The following is a 22,320-nucleotide window of genomic DNA, read 5'->3' on the forward strand; positions in this document are numbered from 1 at the left end:
GTTTCATGTCCAGCTAACTCGAATTTTCCATGGTGATGCCTAAGTCGCGGATACTTGCTTTCCTGATTAAATCCATTACTTTGTCGGCTCCTCCGCCGTTCTCATTCTGTATCATTGTATCCCTGTAGTTATAACGGTTGTCATATAATTGCATAATCGCGTCAACAAAGCTTTGAGTTGTTATCTCTTCTTGAAGTAACATCTCAGCAAAGCCAGCTTGTTGAAAATACAGGGCCTGGGCAAGTTGACCGGATCGACTCCCGCCATTCGTATGCGGTATCAATAACATCGGTTTGTGCAAAGCAAGTAGCTCCATCATGGAGTTGGATCCGGCACGAGACACGACGACATCGGCCATTGCCAATAGATCCGGTAATTCGCTACTTTTGACGAATTCATAAGATTTGTAATCGTGCGTAGAGAGGGAATGATTTACTTTTCCTTCCCCACAGATATGAACGACTTGAAATGTATCAACTAACTCAGAGAGTACATTGTTCACAATTTGGTTTATGATGTGTGCACCTTGGCTCCCTCCCATAATAAGAAGAACAGGTTTAGCGTAAGTGAATCCGCAGTAGGTTAGTCCACCTTGTTTATCGGCTAATGTGAATCCATCTTTCAGGATGGGGCCCACATAAACAGCTTTTGAGGAAGGATATTTGTTTACCGTCTCCTGAAAAGTAGTACTCATATGGGTGGCAAAAGGAAGTGAGATCTTATTAGCTAGTCCGAGGTTCAGGTCTGGTTCATGAATAATAATGGGCACTTTATTGAGCTTTGCTCCAAGCACAACAGGTACAGAGACGAAACCACCCTTAGAGAAAATGACATCTGGTTTTATTGTTCGAATGAGTCTGTAGGATTGATAGATGCCCTTCATGACGTTGAACACGTCAGTCACATTCTTCCAAGCGAAGTATCGCCTTAGTTTACCTGTAGAAATGGCATGGTATGTCACTTCATTGTAGTCAGACACGAGCTTTCGCTCAATCCCTTTTTCGGAACCTATATAATGGACGTCCCAATTCTCTGCAATACACTTAGGGATCAATACAAGATTGCCTGATACGTGACCTGCGGAGCCCCCACCCGTGAACACGATTGTGGTCGTCATCCTAAGAACCCGCCTTTTTGTAACATTTCTCTTATGGCTGGTTTACTCATTAATTCATGATTAGAATCGTAACTATGGAAATCTACTGGAATCCGGGTGGCATAAGCTTCGTGTAACCCTTCAATTTAAAAAGGTGGGAGAATGACATAATAGTGCTCATCCAGATTGATGGAATGAACGCTTTCGAACTTGGAAATAAGTGCTTCATTTAGGCTTTCACCGGGGCGGATCCCTGTTTCGTTGATCTGAATTGCCCCCATTGATAGATCTTCAATTAATACTTCTGCCAGATCCTTAATGCTGCAGGCCGGCATCTTTGTCACATAAACTTCCCCGCCTATGCTCTCTTTTGTTGCTTTAAGGAGCAGTGTAATAGCATCATCTATGGTTAGGAAGAACCGAGTCATTCTGGAATCGGTTAGAGAAATGTCTAAACCATCCTCAATTCTTTGTTTGAAAATAGGAATTACACTACCAGTGGACCCGAGTACATTTCCACTTCTTACACATACGAACTGGGTCTTAGATTCTCTGAGATTGGCATGGACGACTAGTTTTTCTCCGAGTGCTTTGGTCATTCCGTAGGTGCTAGATGGATGCGTAGCTTTATCGGTTGATACATAAATCACTTTTTGAACGTCATGTTTAATAGCAGCTTGAATGACATGTTGTGTTCCCAACACGTTGGTTTTCATCGCGCTATCTGGCTGTTGTTCGCAGACGGGGACATGCTTTAAGGCAGCTAAGTGAAAGACATAATCAACCTGATGTGTTGCCTGCATAATCTCATATTTATCGCGAATATCACCAATGATAAACGTTAGTTTGGGGTTGTGATGAAACGCTTGGTTCATTTCTACTTGAAGGGACTCATTACGGGAAAATATGCGAATTTCCTTAGGATCTAGTTCTAGTAACCTTTGTACGAGTGCCTGTCCCCAAGAACCTGTTCCCCCGGTAATTAATATCGTTGTGTTCTGCAATCTTCGTTCCTCCCATGCAAATCTTCTACTCTTATCTCACACAATAATTGTAGTATTTGTATGTTACGCCAATATGGCAGAGTGAAAAATGGATACACAACATTAACAAATTTCCATTATATGGTGCACTCTCAGGAGCATCAATGCTATTATACTGAGGAGCTACATAAACAAGGGAGGTTAGGATAAGAATCATGATCAAGAAATCGTTAAAGTGGTTAGGTTGGATCGTAGTCACTATAGTTGCAATTGTCGCCATATTTCTTATCTATGTTACGGTTGTTGATTACAAGCCGACCGCGCAAATACAGCTCCAGACCGATAATAACAACGGTAGCGGGCTTAAGCAAGGTGAAGCATTCACAGTTACGACCTTCAATATTGGCTATGCAGGGCTTGATCAGGGACAGGATTTCTTTATGGATGGTGGAACGATGTCGCGTTCAAGTAGCAGACAGCAGACAGAAGAGAATCTATTGTCTATTGGTGCTATTTTAAAAGAAACCCAGTCAAATATGTATTTACTGCAGGAAGTCGACAAAAATGCCTCCCGTAGCAATCACATCAATGAAGTTGAAGAGCTAGGTAACTTACTACCAGAATACAGTCGTACATTTGCCCTCAATTATAAGGTGCCTTGGGTACCCGTTCCTGTGTTGCATCCGATGGGATCGGTAGTAAGTGGATTGCTCACGTTGTCTAAGTTCCAAAGTACATCTAATACACGATTCGGTCTGCCTGGGAAGGAAAGCTGGCCTGTGCAGCAGATGGAGCTAGACCGTGCATTTATTGCAAGTAGATTCCCAGTAGACAATGGTAAGGAGCTAGTGCTGATTAATCTGCACTTATCAGCGTTTGATAAGGGTGGTGTAATTCGCAAGCAACAACTGGACTTCCTATCGAATTATATTAGAAAGGAGATAGGGAAGGGGAGTTATCTCGTGATTGGCGGTGATTGGAATCATTCCCTCCCTGGAACAGAGCCGAAGAATTTCGCTTCACAGCAGGCGTGGCCGGAATGGCTACAATCTTTCCCCGAAACCTTCAGTGCGGATGGCTTCCAATGGGCCAATGATCCAACGACGCCGAGCGTGCGAACACTAGATATAGCCTATCAGAAAGGGGTTAATTTCCTCGCTGTTATTGATGGCTTTCTAGTATCACCGAATATCGAGATTGTAAGTGTGAAGGGCCACGATCTGAGCTTCAAGAACAGTGACCATAACCCGGTTACAGGGAGTTTTAGGTTGAAATAAGTATAAGGAATACACGAAAGGGCACCCAAATAGAGTGCCCTTTTTATTTATCATGTGGTTTGTGTCACCTTTTCGTCTAGAATATACTGATGTTGAACTACCGAATGAACGTAGGTGCCAAGAAATCAAACATCGGAATATTTCTGAGTAGTCCAAATCCAAAGGTCATGATTAACATGACAGCCATCATTCCATTGCTTAGATGCCGCATGTCGTTCTTTTTTGTAACGAAGTATATCACATACAATGGTAGTAGAATGAATACCAAGGAGTTATATCTAAATGCCTGAATATAATCTAGTCTTAACAATGAAATCACGGCCCTCGTTATTCCACATCCCGGACAATAAAGCCCTGTTAACGCATTAAAAACACAAGGAACGCCAATATGTGTTATCGGTAACCATACTTTTAGATAAAGTAGTCCACCTACGCCAAGAGAAACACCCCACAACAATCTGGGGTGTTTTTTTAGAAATAGGTTGAGCTTATGCAAGTTTATTGACTTCCAGTTGAGCCAAGGCATATACGATGATACCGAAACCGAAAATCGCAAGGACAAGGTAAAGGACCGAGTTATCCGTATCATATACGCCACGTTGTTTCTGTGCTTCTGCGAGCTGTTTACCTACTTGATAGGCCCAGACTAAACTCCATATTCCACATGTAATCAATGTTAGAAGGAAATGCTTCCCTCCTGTAAAAGAAGAGTCTCTGCTCAACCTTCCGATATCATCCGTTAAAACAATAAACCAATAGATGCCATAGATACCACATGTAAGTACAGATAAAATAATTGCTGTTGCGACACTCCTTTGGTTAACCATTACACACCGCCCCATTAATATATGTATGTCAGTTCGTAATCATAAATCACTTTCGAATGTATTCAGCGTAAATATTGTAAATTACAAAAAATGAAAGAATTCGACAATATCATCATAAATAAATAAACAAATATACACAAGGTAATATTTTACACAAATCAAGCTCCATTAACCTTCTAAGTTAATGGAGCTTGATAACAACCGCGAATATATTCTATAAAGGCAAGTCACGTTTGCGAAATAGGACAATGGCCAGGCTGAACGATGCCAATCCGATGAGGGAGAGACTGATGGAGGTTACAACCCAATTCCCATGACCGTTAACAATTTCGCCGGGCTTATACAAGGTGAAGATGGAGATGTATTTCATCCATTCGATTTTTTCGCTGATTTTGCCGAGCAGATCTAGACTGAAGAACCCGAATGTTATCATTCCAGAGATGCTTAGTGCTTTCTTCTCATCATTGGACAGGGCAGACACCAAGAAGCAGATCCCACCGAGAGCAAAGAAGAGTAAGAATGCTGCTGTATTCATCTGAATGAATCTGGATGTGTCGAATTCATATTGATCTCCCAGAAACCAAGCGTTACCAGCCAAACCGGCAATTGAAGTAACCGCCATGATTAGGAATAGTCCAGTCGTCAATACACTTGCTTGCGTGAAAGCAACTTTCCCACGTGTCGTTGGGGTGGATAATAGATAAGCCATGGAACCTTGATCGACCAATTTAGCCATTAACTGAGTGGATAGCTGGACGCACACGATAGAAAGGATGAGAACTAGAATTAATCCGTAATATTCCCCAGAGATGAATGCTTCTGCACTTCCAAAACCATTTAGACCAAAGGCTTTTCCCACACCTTCTGGCATGGAAGCCACCATCTCATCGATGGCTTTCGTATTGTTAGCGATGCTAGGATATAACCAGAACATAAGTATGATATAAAATGCAGACCCGAATGCATAGTTCATAAAGCTCTTCATGTACACTTTCATCATCTGTTTATATAAGGTGACATTCATGATATCGTCGCCTCCCGATCATAGTAATTCATGAAAATATCTTCGAGGTTTTGAGTGAAAATATTGATATTATGAATCTTGTACTTGGCCGTTTCTTCGACAAACTTGTCGTAATTTCCCTGAACGGCAACGCTCACTCGGTTCCCTTCATGGGATTCGATAAGTAGACCAGATTCTATGAATGATTTCGCATCGCTCTGGTTAGCGAAGGTTACTTCAAATAACTTCCGCTGCATGGACTGCAGTTCGTGGATATCCTTTACGGCAATGATGACACCGTCTTTGATGATCGCAGCTCGGTCACAAGTCCTCTCGATTTCTGGGAAGCTGTGTGATGACATCAGGAATGTCTTCCCACGAGATTTCTCCTCTAGCACAATTTCAATGAACACCTTTTGCATAAGCGGATCGAGACCTGATGTTGGTTCATCCAGAATAATCACAGCAGGGTCATGCATGAATGTGGCGACGATGCCAACCTTTTGCTTCATACCTTTAGACATTTTCCGAATGGGCGTATGAATGTCGAACTGCAGGCGATCGATTAAGCTCGTGCGCTTCCCTAGGTCTTTCATACCTTGCATATTTGCCATGAAGTCGAGGAACGTCTTACCCGTCATCCCGTCAAAAAAGGATATTTCTCCAGGCAGATACCCAACGTAGCTTTGAACCTTCCCTTGTTCTTTCCAAGTATCCAGTCCATTTATCTTCACATATCCTTTGTCAGGTTTCATGAAGCCCATGATATGTCGTATCGTCGTAGACTTACCTGCTCCGTTGGGTCCCAGAAATCCGAAGACTTCACCTTCCTTTACTGTAAATGAGACATCGAATATTCCTTTTCCATTTGAAAATGTCTTTGTTAAATGTTCAACGGTTAACATACGGGCACCTCCAACAATAAAGATATGTAATATTATTAATCATATATTTCAAATGTTATAATATACCTGACGGAAGAAGTCGTCAATGATTTTATGAAATATAATGATCTGAATATTTCATAAGTTATGCATAATCCAAGAAGTTAGGGTGAATGATGATGAATGGTTTTGAGAAAAGGGCGAACTTGATCAAAGAGAAAATCATGCAAACCACTTTGGACATGTTGCGGACATCGGACCCGAAGCGAATTCGAATCGCCGATATTTCCAAGATGGCTAAAGTTTCACAAGTGACGATCTATAATTATTTCGGAAGTAAGGAAGCATTGCTTCGTGAAGTGTTCAAGAACTACTTCGACAAGGCCATTCACGATTTCGAGGATTATATGAATGAGGGCCACTCGTTAAAAGAAAAGATTGAGCATATTATCTTTCTGGAGAAAGAATCGTATAAAGATTTCCCGCCTGCACTTATTAAAGAACTAATGATCGAGGATAATGAACTTTCCCGTTATATCGAAGAGCAGTACAAGGAAAGAACGATACCTTTGACCATTCGAATTATTCAAGAAGGTAAAGATAGCGGCGAAATCTCAGATGATGTGTCCATCGAGAACGTCTTGACCTTTATTCAGCTGTACATGAATCAGTATGAAACAATACTTGAAATGGCCAACAAAAGCGGAGATATGGACAACTTTCTCGAAGGAATGGTCCATATGTTCTTTTACGGTGTTTGCGGGAAAAGGTAATTTATAAGCAGTGATTTCGTAGGGCGTCCATAAGGGCGCCCTTTCATTTCGTTATATGAATAAAAAGAATTCTTCTATTAGAAAGTGAAGAATAGGATGTATGGAGGATGATATATACATAGAACGGAGGATGACCTATTCAACTCCCTCAATATGAGCAGTATAAAGAGATTTTCTCGCAGGTAGCTAAGCCCTTTGCTTATGTGAATCTTGATTTGTTGGATGATAATATTAGGGCCATTGCAATTGCAGCAGGGGACAAGAAGGTGCGCGTTGCAAGCAAATCAATAAGGTCTATAGAGATTCTTCGTCGTATTATCCAATCGGATGACGTGTTCCAAGGTGTGATGTGTTATACGGCAAGAGAGGCTGATTTTCTAATTCGGAATGGTTTTGATGATTTGCTATTAGGATATCCCGTGTGGGATAAGTGTGAAATTACAAATCTATTACGAGCGGCTGATCGTGGTCATTTGATTGTATTTATGGTTGATTCGATTCAACATGTGGAACATATAGAACAACTTGCAGCAACATTAGGGATACAAGCGGCGGTCTGTCTAGATATAGATATGTCCACCGATTATCCGGGATTACATTTCGGTATATGGAGATCACCAGTAACCTCTTGGGCGCGAGCTAAGCCGATTGTTGAACGGATTACGCAATCGAAGTGGGTAAGGTTGGAGGGTGTAATGGGCTACGAGGCACAGATCGCCGGTGTTGCGGATCATACCGCAGGGCAGTGGTTAAAGAATAGATTTATCCATCAGTTGAAGCTGCGGTCCATTCGAGAAGTCATGAAGAGACGTGAAGAAGTGTTGCATGGCATTCAAGCATTAGGCGTGGAGCTGCGATTTGTAAACGCTGGCGGTACAGGGAGTATGAGTAGTTCCCGCTTGGAACGGGGTGTTACGGAGATAACTGTGGGTTCTGGATTTTATTCTCCGACGTTGTTTGATCATTATGCTGGATTTCAATATTCGCCTGCCGCAGGTTATGCAGTAGAAATCGTCCGCAAGCCTCGAGCAGATATGGTGACTTGCATAGGTGGGGGATACACAGCATCAGGTGTTGCTGGAATTGATAAAGCTCCACAGCCGTATTTGCCCGCGGGATTGAAGCTAATTTCGACAGAAGGGGCAGGAGAAGTGCAGACGCCTCTTCGATGTCCGAAAGGTGTACAGCTTGAACTAGGGGACCCCATATTCTTCCGTCATGCTAAGGCAGGGGAATTGTGTGAGCGTTTTTCCAAGCTGTATGCGATATCTGGAGAAGTCATTGTTGACGAGTATTTAACCTATCGTGGAGAAGGGGAATGCTTCTTATGACAGAAAGCCGGAAGAAATGGACGAATTGGTCGGGATCCATCACTGCAACTCCTGAATTGATTAGGTATCCGACAACGATAGATGAGGTTGTAGCAATTGTTCGTAATGAGTGTATTATAGGCGGCAAGTATTTACGTGTGGTCGGGTCCTCACATTCATTCACGCCTGTTGCTGCATCAGATCAAGTACTCGTATCATTGGACGGATTGCAAGGCGTTGTGAGTATGGATATCGACCAAGCGACGGCTGTCGTCTGGGCAGGAACGAAATTAAAGCTGTTAGGTGAATTGCTGCATGAGAGTGGATTGGCTCAAGAAAATCTAGGGGACATTGATGTTCAGTCGATTGCAGGCGCGATAAGTACGGGAACCCATGGATCGGGACATCGCTTAGGGAGTATCGCTACACAAGTGATTGGAATTACCGTTGTGAATGGCTTGGGAGAAGTGATGGAGTGTACACAGCAATCACATCCTGAAGTATTTAAAGCACTGCAAGTTTCTCTTGGCACACTGGGGATTATCGTACAGGTAAAGCTTCGCTTAAGGAAGTCTTACATACTCTCCTATGAAAGTAAACGCATGGATTTGAGTGACTGTTTGACGCAATTACCGGGATTGATAGAGGGAAATCGACATTTTGAGTTCTTTTGGTTTCCTTATGCGGAGGCATGTCAGGTCAAGCTGATGAATGAAACAGGGAGTCCACTATCGACCAGTAAAGTGAGTGACTTTGTGAATGAGAGACTCATTGAAAATACGTTATTTGGTCTATTATCGGGGATGTGCAGGATGTTCCCCGGAGTAAGTTCTACCATAAGCCGAATAAGTGCATCAAGTGTACCGGTTATGACGAAAGCAAATTATAGCCATCGTATATTTGCAACGCAAAGAACGGTTCGTTTCAATGAAATGGAATATAGTCTCCCCGCTGATTGTATGACGGCGGTAATCCGCGAAATGCGAGAGGCGATGGAGCGAGAGAAGTTCCATGTTCATTTCCCTATAGAGTGCCGTTATGTGGCAGCTGATGATATTTGGTTGAGTCCGGCTTACGGTCGTGATTCTGCCTATATCGCAGTCCATATGTACCGCGGTATGCCATATAAACGTTATTTCCAAGTTATGGAGGAGATTTTCCTTCGCTATGAAGGCAGACCCCATTGGGGTAAAATGCATACACTTAAAGCGGATGATTTAAAGAAACGGTATCCCATGTGGCAGCACTTTGGAGAAATAAGGGCACAGATGGATCCTAATCATGTGTTCCTAAGCCCTTATATGAGTGAGCTGTTAGAAGATGATCGGGAACAATTTGAATTAACCTAACTTGAATCGGGATCATTTATTTCAGTTTCTTTACTTGTCGTTCCAGATCAAATAGGAGCGCACTGGCCATCCGTTTATTCACGCGATAGGACTGGGTATTGCCAAGTTGTGAAGAAAGTTCCTTGATCTTCGCAATTTGCGTGTCCGTTGGCTGCTGAAGTTCAATCATCCGTTCGTAGTTGAGATAAGCAACTTTCTGTACGGTATCTGGGGTAAGAAGATCTATGGTTTCGTATAGGGCGTCCACAGCTTGACCCGGGACTAAACCGTAGCCGGAGTCAGTCGATAACATAAATCGATCCGAATGCTGTTCTATAAGAGGGACGAAATCCTTTAATTGAAGAGGGCTATCCGCATTATAGGCAGTAAACCCTGCAAAGAAATCTATATATATATTGGGGTATTTGTCTAATAAGTACGTTATATTCTCAATCGTGTTATAAGCATTGGCATGTCCAAAAATAAATGTGGTATCTGGATGTTGTTCTAACGCCTTCTCTAATTGATCAATGGGCTGACCACTCGTGGGATCGATATGTAGCAGGACAGGTGTGTGATATTGGGCAGCCAAATCATAGATTTGTGGAAGATTGCCGTCGTTGGGATGTTGGGCTTTCCATTCTACTTGAGATACAACGGGGGAGTTGGTGGATGCGGCAACCACTTCTCCGATGTTGAGATAACCCTTCTCCAAATTCTCTTTCACAATGTCTAGACCTTCTTCTTCATAGATTGGGAACCCTGAGAAGGATGGATAGACTTGAGACGGGTCTCTGCGATAATGATCCCAAGCGAGTATATCTGAAATCTTGGCGCTTGGCTCAGACACACTCCCGAATAGTACGATTCGGTCGACCCCATTTTGCGTCCATTCATACACGGCACTCGGATTATCTGCGGCATGATTATGAATGTCAATGAGAGTCAAATCTTTATACAACTTAGATAATTTCTTACTGGAATCTCTAGTATTACGAATCGTCTGAATCAACTCTAGTTCTTGTTTCGGTTCATACACCGTAAGAGGTTCAACAGTTTCTTCGTTGTTAGATCCAGTGGAACATCCTGTGATAACCAGAACGAGAAGGTTAAGCGTACAAAATACAGACCACAGCTTGTTGGACGACATCGTTATTCCTCCATGTGTATAAGTATTTGATCAATATACAATTATGGGAACGCTATCAATTTAAAATAAATTATGGGATAAAACGGAAATAAACTCAACTATTTTTTTGATAGTTGAGCCCCCCATAAGTTTCTGGTTCAGGCGCACCGATTTGAAAAGTACCAGTGGTTGCGCCATCTGTAGTAATCGACCTTATAGTCTATTCAAACAATTTGGCGATTCTCTCTAATGCCTCCGCTAGAATCGATCTCGGACAGGCGAAATTAATTCGCATATAACCCTCGCCACCTAAACCGAACATAGCTCCATTATTCAACCAAACCTTCGCCTCTTCTAATATTTTTTTATCCAGATCTTCATAGATTGCTGTTTCTTTGAAGTCCAGCCAAGCCAAATAAGTAGCCTGAGGTTTGATAAACTTCACATTAGGCATTCTTTCTTTTACGAACTGATCAATAAAGTCCGCATTGGATTCCAAGTACGTCAATAATTGATCCAACCATTCAGCCCCTTTTTCCGAATACGCTGCGGTGGTTGCCACGATTCCGAATAAGTTCTGTTCCGTAAGGGAGGACTTCTCTATCTCTAGATCAATTTTTTCTTTTATATCAGGGTTCGGGATAATAATGTTTGAAGTCTGTAGTCCCGCTATATTAAATGTTTTGCTAGGTGCCGTGCAGATGACAGCGTTATTCGCAAATTCTTCTCCCAATAGAGCGTATGTCATATGTTTATGTCCTGACATTATCAAATCGTTATGAATTTCATCAGATATCACAATGACATCGTTCGCGTTGCAGATCTTGCCCAACCTACGGAGTTGTTCGCTACTCCATACCATTCCCATGGGGTTATGAGGGCTACACAGGATAAGCAACTTCGTTAACGGATTACTAGCCAATCGTTCCAACTGATCATAATTCATTTCGTAATTACCGTTAACTAATAGTAAAGGATTGTTTGCTACGACTCTATTGTTGTTCTCAACTGTACTTCTGAATGGAGAATATACGGGTTCTTGAATGATGACCTGATCACCTTCATTGGATAAGGCTCTAATTATGAAGTTTAATGCAGGGACAATCCCGGGTGTAATCGTGACCCACTCTTCTTTAATCTCCCAGTCATGCCTCGATTTCTGCCACCAAGAGAGAGCTGCATAGTAATCTTCAAGTGGAGAGCTGTATCCAAAGATCCCATGATCGACTCTTGTCTTTAAAGCATCTAGGATGACTTCAGGAGCTCGGAAATCCATATCTGCAATCCACATCGGCAGTATGCTATCACCGTCGAACCCTCGCATTTTTTTGAAAATAGCAGGATCCCATTTCGTGGAGTTGGTATTCTCTCTTGCAATCGTAGTGTCAAAATTATATTTCATGATCTATCCTCCGAATAAAGTAATGTATTTTAATTGTGTGTTATGGCGTTTATTTCTACGGATATTTCGACAATAAATATGGTATCAGTATAAACTTATTATGAAGATGAGACAAAAGAAATTAAATTCATTAAATTCTTCGATAACTTTATTTCTATGTAAATAAGGTTAAGAGACGAGTCTGATAAGGAGCTGAAGTAGCATGACGAAATCAATAGTAGAGAAGCTGAATTTACACAAGTACAATCAAGTAGCCGTATTGGAACAACCTGAAGGAATGGATTATTTCACGGAACTGACAGAGTACGATACAACCCTCACAGCGGGTGCGTATGATCTCATATTTGCTTTTGTGTTAGATATGGATTCATTAAAGGAACTAGTTGATCGTGTTATTTCACATCAGAAGCTCAATACCGATGGTTATCTCTTTGTGGCGTATCCCAAAAAAGGAAACAAAGTCTACCCTACATTCATCCATCGAGATGACCTGTTTGCAGGAATAGGTAGTGATGCAGATGGCTATATCGGGACAAGCGATATTAAATTTACTCGAATGGTAGGACTCGATGATGTCTTTACCGTTGTTGGGTTAAAAGAGGATGCGAGGAGCAAAGGTAAGGTTTCTTCGGAATCCAGCCAACGTGTAGATGACTATATTGCTTTGATACCAAATATAGAGAAGGATTTAGAGGACACGCCAGATCTACTTACCCTGTACCATGCACTTACTTCAGGATATCGTAAGGATTGGGCACGTTATGTCTATAGTGCGAAACAAGAGGAGACAAGGGTCAAGCGGCGCGAGGAAATGAAGATGATTCTTCAGGCAGGCTATAAGACTCGTGAGCTATATCGCAAAGATCAACCCTAGCCACAAGAACTGGATAAATATTGAATATTAACTATTCGAGATATATAATATAAATATTCTTTTAAATGAGGTGAAATGGATGTCTTTCCGTATCGTTCGAAGTAACTAGTTCCCGGGCTGGGTATTACGCGTGCCAGCTATCAAGGGGGTCGTATGTCCTTTTGATTGGAGTGAGACTAGAACTTTGAATGGTGTCGGGCAGTCATTTTGTAGAGCCAGGGCACTAAGCTATTTAACGTAAAGAACCATGCATGTATTTAATGTTGGTTATTTATTGTTGAAATGCGGGTGAACCCTGGTTTTTTTATACTCATTTGCGAGATAGGGGATTAAATATCATGTTGAAAAAGTGTCTGTTACATTTAAAATGGTGGATATGTTCATATGTTTTCTTAGGATTCACAATTCAATTGTTAAGTAGTCTAGGCATTGTAATCTTCCAACAAATATTAGATATGGCTGTGGTAGTGAAGAGTTTAGGTGAAATATCGAGTTTAATCATTATCTATGGAATCGTGCTAGGCGGGATGGTTGTCCTTAATTATGTGGATGAATACCCTAGCGTATATTTGTCCAATAGCATCACAGAAAGATTGAAAATAATTGCATTATCCAAAATATCAAGAATCGATTATCAAGCGTATCAAGATATAGGTACCGGACAAATGATAAAAGTGATTGAGAATGGTGCATCAGCTGGAAATAGTATTATTTATTCTTTTTTCCTGAGAACATTACATGAGTTACTACCTACCATTCTATTTAGCTTATTCTTTATTAGCTTCTATGACATAAGGATTATGCTAGTGATTGCGAGTGGATATGTAGTTATCTTTGTTGTAACCAATCTACTACTGAAATATCTGTATAGCATAAAGTCAACGATACTCAAGGAACAAGAGAATATGTCTAGATACTCCATACGTGGATTTATGGAATTGGTCGTGTTCAGAACAAACAAACGATATGACAAAGAGATCAATAAATTGAACGATACAGCACGTCATATTATCCGCAAAAGTGCACAACTAAAAATGATACATGAATCCTTCTTTGCTATCTTTGAAATATTTATCACGATCATAAAAGTCGTCCTATTGATTTATGGTATAAAAAGCATCGTAGCAGGGGAGATATCGCTTGGGGTTGTGGTCGCCTTATTTATGTTTATTGATAAAATTTATACGCCGATTGCCATTTTTAATATTCTATTTGTGGATTACAGACTGAATAGAATAACTTATAAAAGATTTGAGGACTTTATTAATGCCCCTGAAGATAAGAACTTAGAGTCTGGTCTAGCGATTGCTGAGATTCAAGGTGATATTGAGTTCAGAAATGTATCCTTTGAATATGGGCATACCAAGATATTGAATAACCTGTCATTTTCGATCGAGCGAGGAACGTCAGTTGCAGTTGTGGGACTAAGCGGAGGCGGCAAATCTACGATTATTAAGTTAATAGTAGGATTGTTGAAGAGGAACGAAGGTGATATCTTGATAGATGGCATGGATATGGATGATATTGAATTGAATAGTTATTACGATCACATCTCATATTTATCACAGGAAACGCCGATTTTTGATACTTCCATCCGGGGGAATATTGTATTTGATCATAAGATGTCAGACGAAGATATATATGCTATTTTGGACAAAGTTCATTTGAAGGAAAAAGTGTTAGCTTTACCGGATCAATTAGACACGTTGGTCGGTGAGAAAGGTGTGAAGCTATCAGGAGGGGAAAGACAACGGTTAGCATTTGCCAGAGTCATATCACAGAAAAGAAATGTATTAATCCTGGATGAACCTGTGTCGGCACTTGATAACATTACGGAGAAAAGCATCATGGATACGATTCTAAAAGAATTCAAGAATAAAACCATCATCATTATTGCACACAGGTTGAATTTCATACAAGAGGTCGACAAGATCCTTGTGATCGAGAATGGCTCTGTTGTTGGTGACGGTAATTTTGACTATTTAATAGATAGCTGCGATGCATTTAAGGAATTGTGGAATAACAAAAGTTCTGATGAATGTGTAAGTCATAATAAGGGTTTGTCAATATGAGAAGACTATGACAGTATATAAGCATATAAGGAACGCCTTAATAAATACACATAACGAATGGAGAACATACTATTATGTCTAGCTTACCAAATTGCCCACAATGTAATTCAGAATACACGTACGAAGATGGAAGTCTATTGATCTGCCCAGAGTGCGCTCATGAGTGGACGTTAGAATCAGAGACCGACAATATTGAAGATACTAAAGTTGTTAAAGATGCGAACGGCAATGTCTTGAATGATGGTGATGCTGTCACGATTATTAAAGACCTAAAAGTAAAAGGAAGTTCATCCGTCTTGAAAATAGGAACAAAAGTAAAAAGTATTCGTCTGGTTGATGGCGATCACGATATTGACTGCAAAATCGATGGTTTTGGAGCGATGAAATTAAAGTCCGAATTTGTTAAAAAGATATAATTACGGATGTAATACAATTCAAGAGGCTTTGAATCGATGCGGCACTCATATACATGAGTGCCGTTATTAATATTGGAACTCAACTGGGGTACCGATTCCGGTATTCTCCCATTGGAGTAGTAATTGTTCTACGTTCTTTGCTGATTGTGGTTTGCTATACAAATAGCCCTGAATTTTATCACAGCCTTGCTGCTGCAAGTACTCCAACTGTAAAGTTTGTTCCACGCCCTCCGCAACGACACACATGTTCATTCTTTTACCTATGATAATAATTTGCTCTATTAGCGCGGCCTGATGTGTTCCAGTATGAATGGAATCGATAAAGGACTTGTCTATCTTTAAAGTGGTGATTGGCAAGTGGGTTAGATAACTTAATGAAGAATAACCAGTCCCGAAATCGTCTAGTGCAATTTTGATGTTGAGTTCTCTTAGTTCATTTAGTTTATAGAGCACATGATCAAAAGTTTCAACCAGAACAGTTTCCGTTAGTTCGAGCTCCAGATATTTAGGTGAAAGATCACAGGTTTGTAGTGTAATTAGAACCATCTCATTAAAGTCGGTTTGTAATATTTGCAGCATCGAAATATTGACGGACATACTGAGATCCGTTAAACCCTTCTCATGAAGACTCTTCAGGAAAGCGCAGGCAGTGCGTAACACCCAATCTCCCAAAGGAATGATGAGATGCGAATCTTCGGCAACCTTGATGAATTTAAGAGGTGAGACAAATCCTAACTCCGGACTGTTCCAACGTAAAAGAGCTTCTAAACCGGTCACCTTGTTCAGTGTTAGATCTACCTGCGGCTGATAAAAGAGTTCAAACTCATTCTGCTCCATAGCCTTATATAAATGTTTCTCGATATTCATTCTCTCGATGAAACTATCATTCAAAGGATGATCAAATACGGCGCTCCGACCCTTTCCAGCCTCTTTTGCCGTATACATGGCAATGTCTGCACTTTTAACTAATTCCATAATATTGCTTCCGTGCTCAGGGTAAATGCTGATTCCTATACTGGTGCTGATACGTAGCAGACTTTTGTCTATCTCAATGGCACCCTTGAATCCAGCAAGGATAAGGGTTGCAATATGATGTATCTCATCTGTATCCTCCAAGGTATGTAAGACGATGATGAATTCATCGCCGCCAAACCGATAGATGTCTCCCTTCTTGTCTACAATGGAGAGAAGTCTTTCGCTTGCCTTTACAATCAGACGGTCGCCGAAATCATGGCCCATCGAATCGTTAATATATTTAAAGTTGTCGATGTCCAGAAACATCAGGGCCGTAAGTGCATTGGAATTCGCAAAGGCTGTATTGGATTCAATCTCGTATAGTGCTAACTTATTGGGCAAGCCAGTTAATACATCATGATAGGCTAAATGGTGCATTTCCTCTTCGCTTTCAGAAAGCATGTGCTGGTTCTCGAGCAGCAGAACGTATTGCTGCCTGAGTTCATCCTCAGTAGCGATAATGGCTTCATATGCAGATGTGAGACTTTCATTAGCAAATATCTTGTCCTGTTGGGCGATTCTCAACTTTTTCTCTATCATTCTGATACGTTTGAGCGTATCAAGAATTAGAATAAAGATAAGTCCAGCGGTTATTATTACAAAGAGCCAACCTTTGATTAAATTTATTTGTTTGATCATTTCTATATTTTGCGTAAACATAGGAACCATTCTATCGGTTAATAGAATCCATAAGCACCCTATAATACAATAAATTCCGGCAATTCTGAAAGAACTCCACTGCGGACTAAGAATTCTCTTTTTTATTGGGGCCGGTTGTAATCCTTCATTTAAGTGGGCTCCCGCATTCATGTCTTTAATTCTTCGCAGCATATTGTGCCCCCCACTATCTAGCCTTTAGAAACCTTCAACAAACGTTTACGAAATCCTCTATTTTTAAACATATTTTGACAAATGATCAAAATATATTTCTATAAGTAGGAACTGGTGTGAGGTGAATGATTCGCAAGTCGATCTATCTGGACAATTGCCCATACCTGCATATAACACGCAATGCTACATCCGTCCTCTTATTGTTAAAAATAGGGATCTATTCTATAATTAATCTGGTGTAATATGGAAATAATATGATTTTGAAGGGAGTGATCGGCATGGCACGCCGGACTATAACTACTACTGTTTCTTATAAGGTGATTATGAATTGAATATTGTAGGCAGACAGAAATAGTCTGCCACTTTAAAGGGATTTGCTGATTATTTTTCCTATTAAAGGAGAGGGTCTATTTGTTGTACACTCTTTCTCACACTCTAGGATTACGTAGACCGCAAGTATAGCCTTGCGGTCTTTTTGCGCGCACAAATAGATGAGGAGTTGTATGTCCATGTTGAAGTTGAAATATCTATTCAGTAATGAGAGCTTGGCAGAAATGATTCTGAGCAATTGGGAATATGATAAAGAATCGATTGAACTGTTTAAGTACTATAGAATATCTTCAAATGCGATTTATCCATTTGAATGTAAAGGGAACAACCAATTATTAAGATTTGCTCCCACAACAGAGAAGTGTAAAGAAAACATGTTAGCAGAACTGGATTTTATCTCATACTTGCGTACTAAAGGGTATGGAGTGCTAGAATCGGTGGAATCTCGAAATGGGGAAGAGCTTGTAGAAGCACACACGCCATGGGGTATGTATTATGCTTCTGTATTCAAACGTGTATCAGGTGTGCAGATAAACAACACAGATTTCAGTGATGCCATTGTGTTCAGCCATGGAAAAGCATTAGGAAAGCTTCATCAACTATCTAGTGAATATACACCTACAGTTCATAAGAGATGGTCTTATAGTGATGTTTTACAATGGATTCAGGAAATTCTAATCGATTTCCCAGAAGAGACGCAAGCTTTGCAGGAAGTGAGATTATTACAAGATTATTTCTCCTCAATTCCTGTTACACAGAATAATTTTGGACTTATTCACTATGATTTTGAATATGATAACGTCTTTTATGATGAAGTAACGAACTCCTGTAACGTGATTGATTTCGATGATGCGATGTATCACTGGTATGCAATGGATGTTGAGCAAGCCCTTGATAGCCTGCACGACTATATTCCAACGGAAGATTTTGATCGCAAGAAACAATGCTTTATGGACGGATATCTTACGGAGTATCACATCTCAGATGAATTCTCCTCGATTATGCTAGCATGCAGGCGGTTTGCTAATCTATATGGGTATGCTCGTATGCTAATCTCCATAGTTGAACAATGGGATCATGAGCCGGATTGGTTAATTAATCTGAGAGAGAGATTGAATCATTCTATGACGAATAGATCTTCTGGTTTTGGAATGAAAATTTAGAGAAACACAGAGGGAGATCCATCAAGAGGATAAAAGTATCTCTATTTGAACGGTAGGGCACCTGATTGAGGTGCCCCTTTTTTTATTTTACGATACTAACAATTCGATTACGTCCTTCTTTTTTGGCCTGATAGAGGGCTTTATCCACGGATTGAAACATATCATTTAGATGAATTGTGGGGCTGTTGGCATGTTTGGTCGTGAAATTATTAAGGGAGAGCAATCCGATACTTATCGTAATCGATATGGGATGGGCAACATTGTCGATGATCAATTGATTCGCTTCGACGGTGGACTTCATACGTTCAGCCAATTTTTTTCCTTGTGCTTGACTCGTATTGGGCAAATAAACGATAAATTCCTCCCCGCCATATCTGGCGAGAATGTCAGACTTTCGTAGCGACTGTGTGATGACTTCCACAGTTTTGCATATGACGATATCACCGATTAAATGACCGTAAGTATCATTGATGGATTTAAAAAAGTCGATATCGATTAGAAATATCGTGAAAGGTGTTTGATATTTCATATTTTCCATGACTTCGTGCTCTAACTGTTGCGTTAAGTAATGGCGGTTATAACAACCTGTTAAGCTGTCGGTTATGGCCATCTGTTTGAGCTTTCGATTGGTATGAAACAATTCATCTTGGATGCCAATGAGCTCTAGGTTACGTTCTTGTAGGAACCCATTCTGAAGGGTTGTCTCATCAACGAGCCGGTGAAGTTCAGTCATGTCTTGTATCGTGATAATTCGACCAACCCTAATATCGCTAACGATAATAGGCGCAGCATGAAGGTTGATATATCGATCGATATCAGGATAGAATAATTCAATTTCCATTTTGTCCAAAGGTTGTTCTCGATAAGTATGTAGGAATAGTTCTAAATGGTTAGCAGCATGTTCCTGTGGGAGGAAGGCCTCGATATCGAAGCGATCTCCAATATGTAAGTTGAAATGGGGAAGTAGGGCTTGATTGACCTCTACAACCATATCGCTATCGTCGAGCACTAGAATTCCCTGGCCGATGGTGTCGATAATATCCTGATGAGCGATAGTCACGATATCAAATATTTTATTGCGGTGAATGGCAATTACAAAGAAGATAGCAGATAGTAAGATTCCTAGTGACGTCAATCCTGGAATGACTCCCGGTAGAGACTTAGCTAAGACAACATTGAATAATATATCTAGCAATACAAATGCAATCAGCATCCACACACCTTGAAGCACATGGTAGACCTGTTTCTTGATACGAGTCGTTTTGTTTGATGCTAGAGCTAAATATATAATATAGATCGAAATAATAGCATAGGTGATCAGAATAATAACAATGAACCAAAATATCGGTCCATAGGTTCTTTCGATATAACGACCGTACATAGGACGAACAAACCATCCGTTTGGATTGATAATGACACCAATGGCTATAAATATTACAGGTACAAATATAAGTGATGATATTTTTTTGCGTAAAAAATGAGATTGGCCTGTGAGAAAAATAGTGAATAGAAGCCATCCAACCGTTAATAGAGACAAGTCTATAAATGCGAACTTCACATGAAATAATTGAATCTTGGGGTTGTTCGTTGTTTTGATGGCGAACTGGCAGAAAGGCCATAACATCATAGTAAAGTGAAATACTAAATAGGCTTTATGTAGGTTCGTGATGGTAACAGAAGCAAATACATATACGAATAGAACAAATAAAGCGATAAATAATATTAAGTCGATCCATACAGTAAGACCCAATTGGGTACACCTTCTTATTCAGAGTAGTCATTCATTGTAGATTTATTTAGTTGGTCCTGAGGCCTTCTTCTATCGGTATACCGATTCCGGAATTCTCCCATCGGGTCAGTAACTGTTCCATGGCCAGTGCTGATTGTGGTCGACTATATAGATAACCTTGAATCCGATCACAGCCCTGCCCCTGCAAGTACGCCAGTTGTACTGATTGTTCCACGCCCTCTGCAATGACACACATGTTCATTTTTTTGCCAATCATAATGATTTGCTCTACCAAAGCTGCTTGATTAGTTCCCGTAGAAATGGAATCAATAAAGGACTTGTCTATCTTCAAAGTCGAGATCGGCAAATGGGTTAAGTAACTTAAAGAAGAATAGCCCGTTCCGAAATCATCTAGTGCAATCTTGATATTCTGTTCTCTTAGTTCATTCAGCTTAAGGATCACATGATCGTAAGATTCAACGAGAACGCTCTCCGTTATTTCAAGCTCTAGATATTCTGGTTCTAGGCCACAATCGTTCAGTGTATTCATAATCATTTCATTAAAGTCAGTTTGTAGAAGCTGTAACATCGAAATATTGACAGACATCATTAAATGTTGAAATCCTTGATCATGAAGACTCTTTAGATAGGCACAGGCTGTGCGTACAACCCAGGCTCCTAAAGGAATAATGAGATGTGAGTCCTCGGCTACCTTGATGAATTTAAGTGGAGAGACAACGCCAAGTTCTGGGCTATTCCAACGTAATAGTGCCTCTAGACCGATCACTTTGTTCTGTGTCAGATCCACCTGCGGCTGATAAAAAAGTTCAAATTCATTGTGTTCCATAGCTGTATATAACTGCTTCCCAATGTTCATTCTTTCCACGAAGACATCATTTAAGGGATGATCGAATATTACAAATTTATCCTTGCCAGCTTCTTTCGCCTTATACATAGCAATGTCTGCACGTTTTACCAATTCCATAATATCATTGCCATGTTCCGGGTAAATGCTTATTCCGATACTGATGCTGATGTGTAGCATACTGCTTTCCATCTCAATAGCTTTCTTGAATCCGGCAAGGATGCGGGCTGCAATTTCGTGGATATGCTCTGTATTCTCCATGCGATGTAAAAGAATAATGAACTCATCGCCGCCAAACCGATAGATTTCACCGCTATGTTCTACAATGGAGATTAGTCTCTCGCTTGTCTTAACGATCAGACTATCACCGAATTCATGACCCATCGTATCATTAATGTATTTGAAATTATCGATATCCACAAACATCAGGGCTGCAGTGATATTTGAATCAGAACGTAATGTAGCGTCACCATTCTCGAATAAGGCTAATTTGTTGGGCAAGCCAGTCAATAGATCATGATAGGCTAGATGATGCATCTTCTCTTCACTTTCGGTAAGCTTGCGCTGATTCTCAACCAGTTGATCATATTGCTCTCTGAGTTCCTCCTCAGTACCTGTGATTTGCTCGTACATAGACGCGAGATTATCATGGGAGGATACCCTTTCCTTATAGGCGATCTTCAGCTTCCTTTCTATCTTTTTGATACGTTTGAGCGTCCCAAGAATTAGGCCGAAGATGAGTAAAGCCGTCATAAAGACAAAGAACCAACTTATGATAATCTTAATGAGCTTGATCAATTCAGTATTTTGCGTTATGGCTGACACCACGGTATCCGTTAACAGAATCCATATACACCCTATGATAAAATAGATTCCGGCAATTTTTGCAGAAGCCAACAAAGGACTGAATGTACGTTTATTTATCGGCGCAAGCTCATGGACGCCTTTTCCCGTAACAGGGGTTTTCCTGACTTTATTACTTCGTAGCATACTGTGCCTCCCATTATGAGCCTG

Annotated in this window: 18 protein-coding genes and 1 pseudogene; 8 read left to right on the plus strand and 11 right to left on the minus strand. The window is 40.5% G+C overall.

The window, feature by feature from the left end:
* Positions 1–13: 13 nt before the first annotated feature.
* Positions 14–1,117: an undecaprenyldiphospho-muramoylpentapeptide beta-N-acetylglucosaminyltransferase gene (locus BW961_RS16500; RefSeq protein WP_068588958.1), complete on the minus strand. Its 1,104-nt coding sequence runs from the start codon at positions 1,115–1,117 to the stop codon at positions 14–16.
* Positions 1,114–2,100 (minus strand): annotated as a pseudogene (locus BW961_RS16505) (SDR family NAD(P)-dependent oxidoreductase). The gene BW961_RS16500 and the pseudogene BW961_RS16505 overlap by 4 nt, the downstream one beginning before the upstream one ends.
* 194 nt (positions 2,101–2,294) lie before the next feature.
* Between BW961_RS16505 and BW961_RS16510 the strand changes: the two are divergent.
* Positions 2,295–3,356 (plus strand): endonuclease/exonuclease/phosphatase family protein, encoded by a 1,062-nt coding sequence (locus BW961_RS16510; RefSeq protein ID WP_068588955.1) that lies wholly within the window; start codon positions 2,295–2,297, stop codon positions 3,354–3,356.
* A 97-nt stretch (positions 3,357–3,453) separates the two neighbouring features.
* Here the strand turns inward: BW961_RS16510 and BW961_RS16515 are convergent, their stop codons facing one another.
* From BW961_RS16515 to BW961_RS16530, 4 genes are all read right to left on the minus strand, one after another.
* Positions 3,454–3,852 carry a DUF2752 domain-containing protein gene (locus BW961_RS16515; RefSeq protein WP_244555980.1) on the minus strand — a complete coding sequence of 133 codons (399 nt, stop codon included), beginning with the start codon at positions 3,850–3,852 and terminating at the stop codon, positions 3,454–3,456.
* Positions 3,845–4,183, minus strand: a complete 339-nt coding sequence (locus BW961_RS16520) for a DUF4234 domain-containing protein (protein ID WP_068588950.1) — start codon at positions 4,181–4,183, stop codon at positions 3,845–3,847. The genes BW961_RS16515 and BW961_RS16520 overlap by 8 nt, the downstream gene beginning before the upstream one ends.
* Before the next feature lie 214 nt (positions 4,184–4,397).
* Positions 4,398–5,207 (minus strand): ABC transporter permease subunit, encoded by an 810-nt coding sequence (locus BW961_RS16525; protein ID WP_068588947.1) that lies wholly within the window; start codon positions 5,205–5,207, stop codon positions 4,398–4,400.
* Entirely contained in the window at positions 5,204–6,091 is an 888-nt protein-coding gene (locus tag BW961_RS16530; RefSeq protein WP_068588944.1) for an ABC transporter ATP-binding protein, read from the minus strand. The genes BW961_RS16525 and BW961_RS16530 overlap by 4 nt, the downstream gene beginning before the upstream one ends.
* A 152-nt stretch (positions 6,092–6,243) precedes the next feature.
* On the opposite strand from BW961_RS16530, the gene BW961_RS16535 reads away from it, so the two are divergent.
* The 3 genes from BW961_RS16535 to BW961_RS16545 all read left to right on the plus strand — a co-directional run bounded on the left by BW961_RS16535 (position 6,244) and on the right by BW961_RS16545 (position 9,502).
* Entirely contained in the window at positions 6,244–6,843 is a 600-nt protein-coding gene (locus tag BW961_RS16535; RefSeq protein WP_244555981.1) for a TetR/AcrR family transcriptional regulator, read from the plus strand.
* A 137-nt stretch (positions 6,844–6,980) separates the two neighbouring features.
* Positions 6,981–8,174: an amino acid deaminase/aldolase gene (locus tag BW961_RS16540; RefSeq protein WP_068588941.1), complete on the plus strand. Its 1,194-nt coding sequence runs from the start codon at positions 6,981–6,983 to the stop codon at positions 8,172–8,174.
* On the plus strand, positions 8,162–9,502 hold the full coding sequence (locus BW961_RS16545) for a D-arabinono-1,4-lactone oxidase (RefSeq protein WP_068588937.1): 1,341 nt from the start codon (positions 8,162–8,164) through the stop codon (positions 9,500–9,502). The genes BW961_RS16540 and BW961_RS16545 overlap by 13 nt, the downstream gene beginning before the upstream one ends.
* Positions 9,503–9,518: 16 nt before the next feature.
* On the opposite strand, the gene BW961_RS16550 is transcribed toward BW961_RS16545, so the two are convergent.
* Together BW961_RS16550 and BW961_RS16555 are read right to left on the minus strand one after the other, a co-directional pair.
* Complete coding sequence (locus BW961_RS16550) at positions 9,519–10,631, minus strand: amidohydrolase family protein (RefSeq protein ID WP_068588934.1); 1,113 nt, start codon at positions 10,629–10,631, stop codon at positions 9,519–9,521.
* Between the two features lie 199 nt (positions 10,632–10,830).
* Complete coding sequence (locus BW961_RS16555; RefSeq protein WP_068588932.1) at positions 10,831–12,012, minus strand: MalY/PatB family protein; 1,182 nt, start codon at positions 12,010–12,012, stop codon at positions 10,831–10,833.
* 202 nt (positions 12,013–12,214) lie between these two features.
* Here BW961_RS16555 and BW961_RS16560 point away from each other — a divergent pair, with 202 nt between their 5' ends.
* From BW961_RS16560 to BW961_RS16570, 3 genes are all read left to right on the plus strand, one after another.
* On the plus strand, positions 12,215–12,886 hold the full coding sequence (locus tag BW961_RS16560) for a YdeI/OmpD-associated family protein (protein WP_068588929.1): 672 nt from the start codon (positions 12,215–12,217) through the stop codon (positions 12,884–12,886).
* Between the two features lie 338 nt (positions 12,887–13,224).
* A complete protein-coding gene (locus tag BW961_RS16565) occupies positions 13,225–14,958 on the plus strand; it encodes an ABC transporter ATP-binding protein (RefSeq protein WP_068588926.1) in 1,734 nt (577 codons plus the stop codon).
* Positions 14,959–15,032: 74 nt separating this feature from the next.
* Positions 15,033–15,374, plus strand: coding sequence for a zinc ribbon domain-containing protein YjdM (locus tag BW961_RS16570; protein ID WP_068588923.1), 342 nt, complete (start codon positions 15,033–15,035; stop codon positions 15,372–15,374).
* Positions 15,375–15,440: 66 nt separating this feature from the next.
* Here BW961_RS16570 and BW961_RS16575 read toward each other — a convergent pair whose 3' ends face one another.
* Positions 15,441–17,219, minus strand: a complete 1,779-nt coding sequence (locus BW961_RS16575) for a putative bifunctional diguanylate cyclase/phosphodiesterase (protein WP_068588919.1) — start codon at positions 17,217–17,219, stop codon at positions 15,441–15,443.
* Between the two features lie 509 nt (positions 17,220–17,728).
* Between BW961_RS16575 and BW961_RS16580 the strand changes: the two genes are divergently transcribed.
* Positions 17,729–18,712 (plus strand): phosphotransferase enzyme family protein, encoded by a 984-nt coding sequence (locus BW961_RS16580; RefSeq protein WP_068588916.1) that lies wholly within the window; start codon positions 17,729–17,731, stop codon positions 18,710–18,712.
* Positions 18,713–18,794: 82 nt separating this feature from the next.
* On the opposite strand, the gene BW961_RS16585 is transcribed toward BW961_RS16580, so the two are convergent.
* The gene (locus tag BW961_RS16585; RefSeq protein WP_068588913.1) at positions 18,795–20,462 is read right to left on the minus strand and encodes a histidine kinase N-terminal 7TM domain-containing diguanylate cyclase; all 1,668 of its coding nucleotides are present in this window, start codon (positions 20,460–20,462) and stop codon (positions 18,795–18,797) included.
* A gap of 46 nt (positions 20,463–20,508) precedes the next feature.
* Positions 20,509–22,296: a putative bifunctional diguanylate cyclase/phosphodiesterase gene (locus tag BW961_RS16590; RefSeq protein WP_068588911.1), complete on the minus strand. Its 1,788-nt coding sequence runs from the start codon at positions 22,294–22,296 to the stop codon at positions 20,509–20,511.
* Positions 22,297–22,320 lie beyond the last annotated feature (24 nt).

The organism is Paenibacillus macquariensis (genome assembly GCF_900156375.1).
GTDB classification, from domain to species: domain Bacteria; phylum Bacillota; class Bacilli; order Paenibacillales; family Paenibacillaceae; genus Paenibacillus_AQ; species Paenibacillus_AQ macquariensis.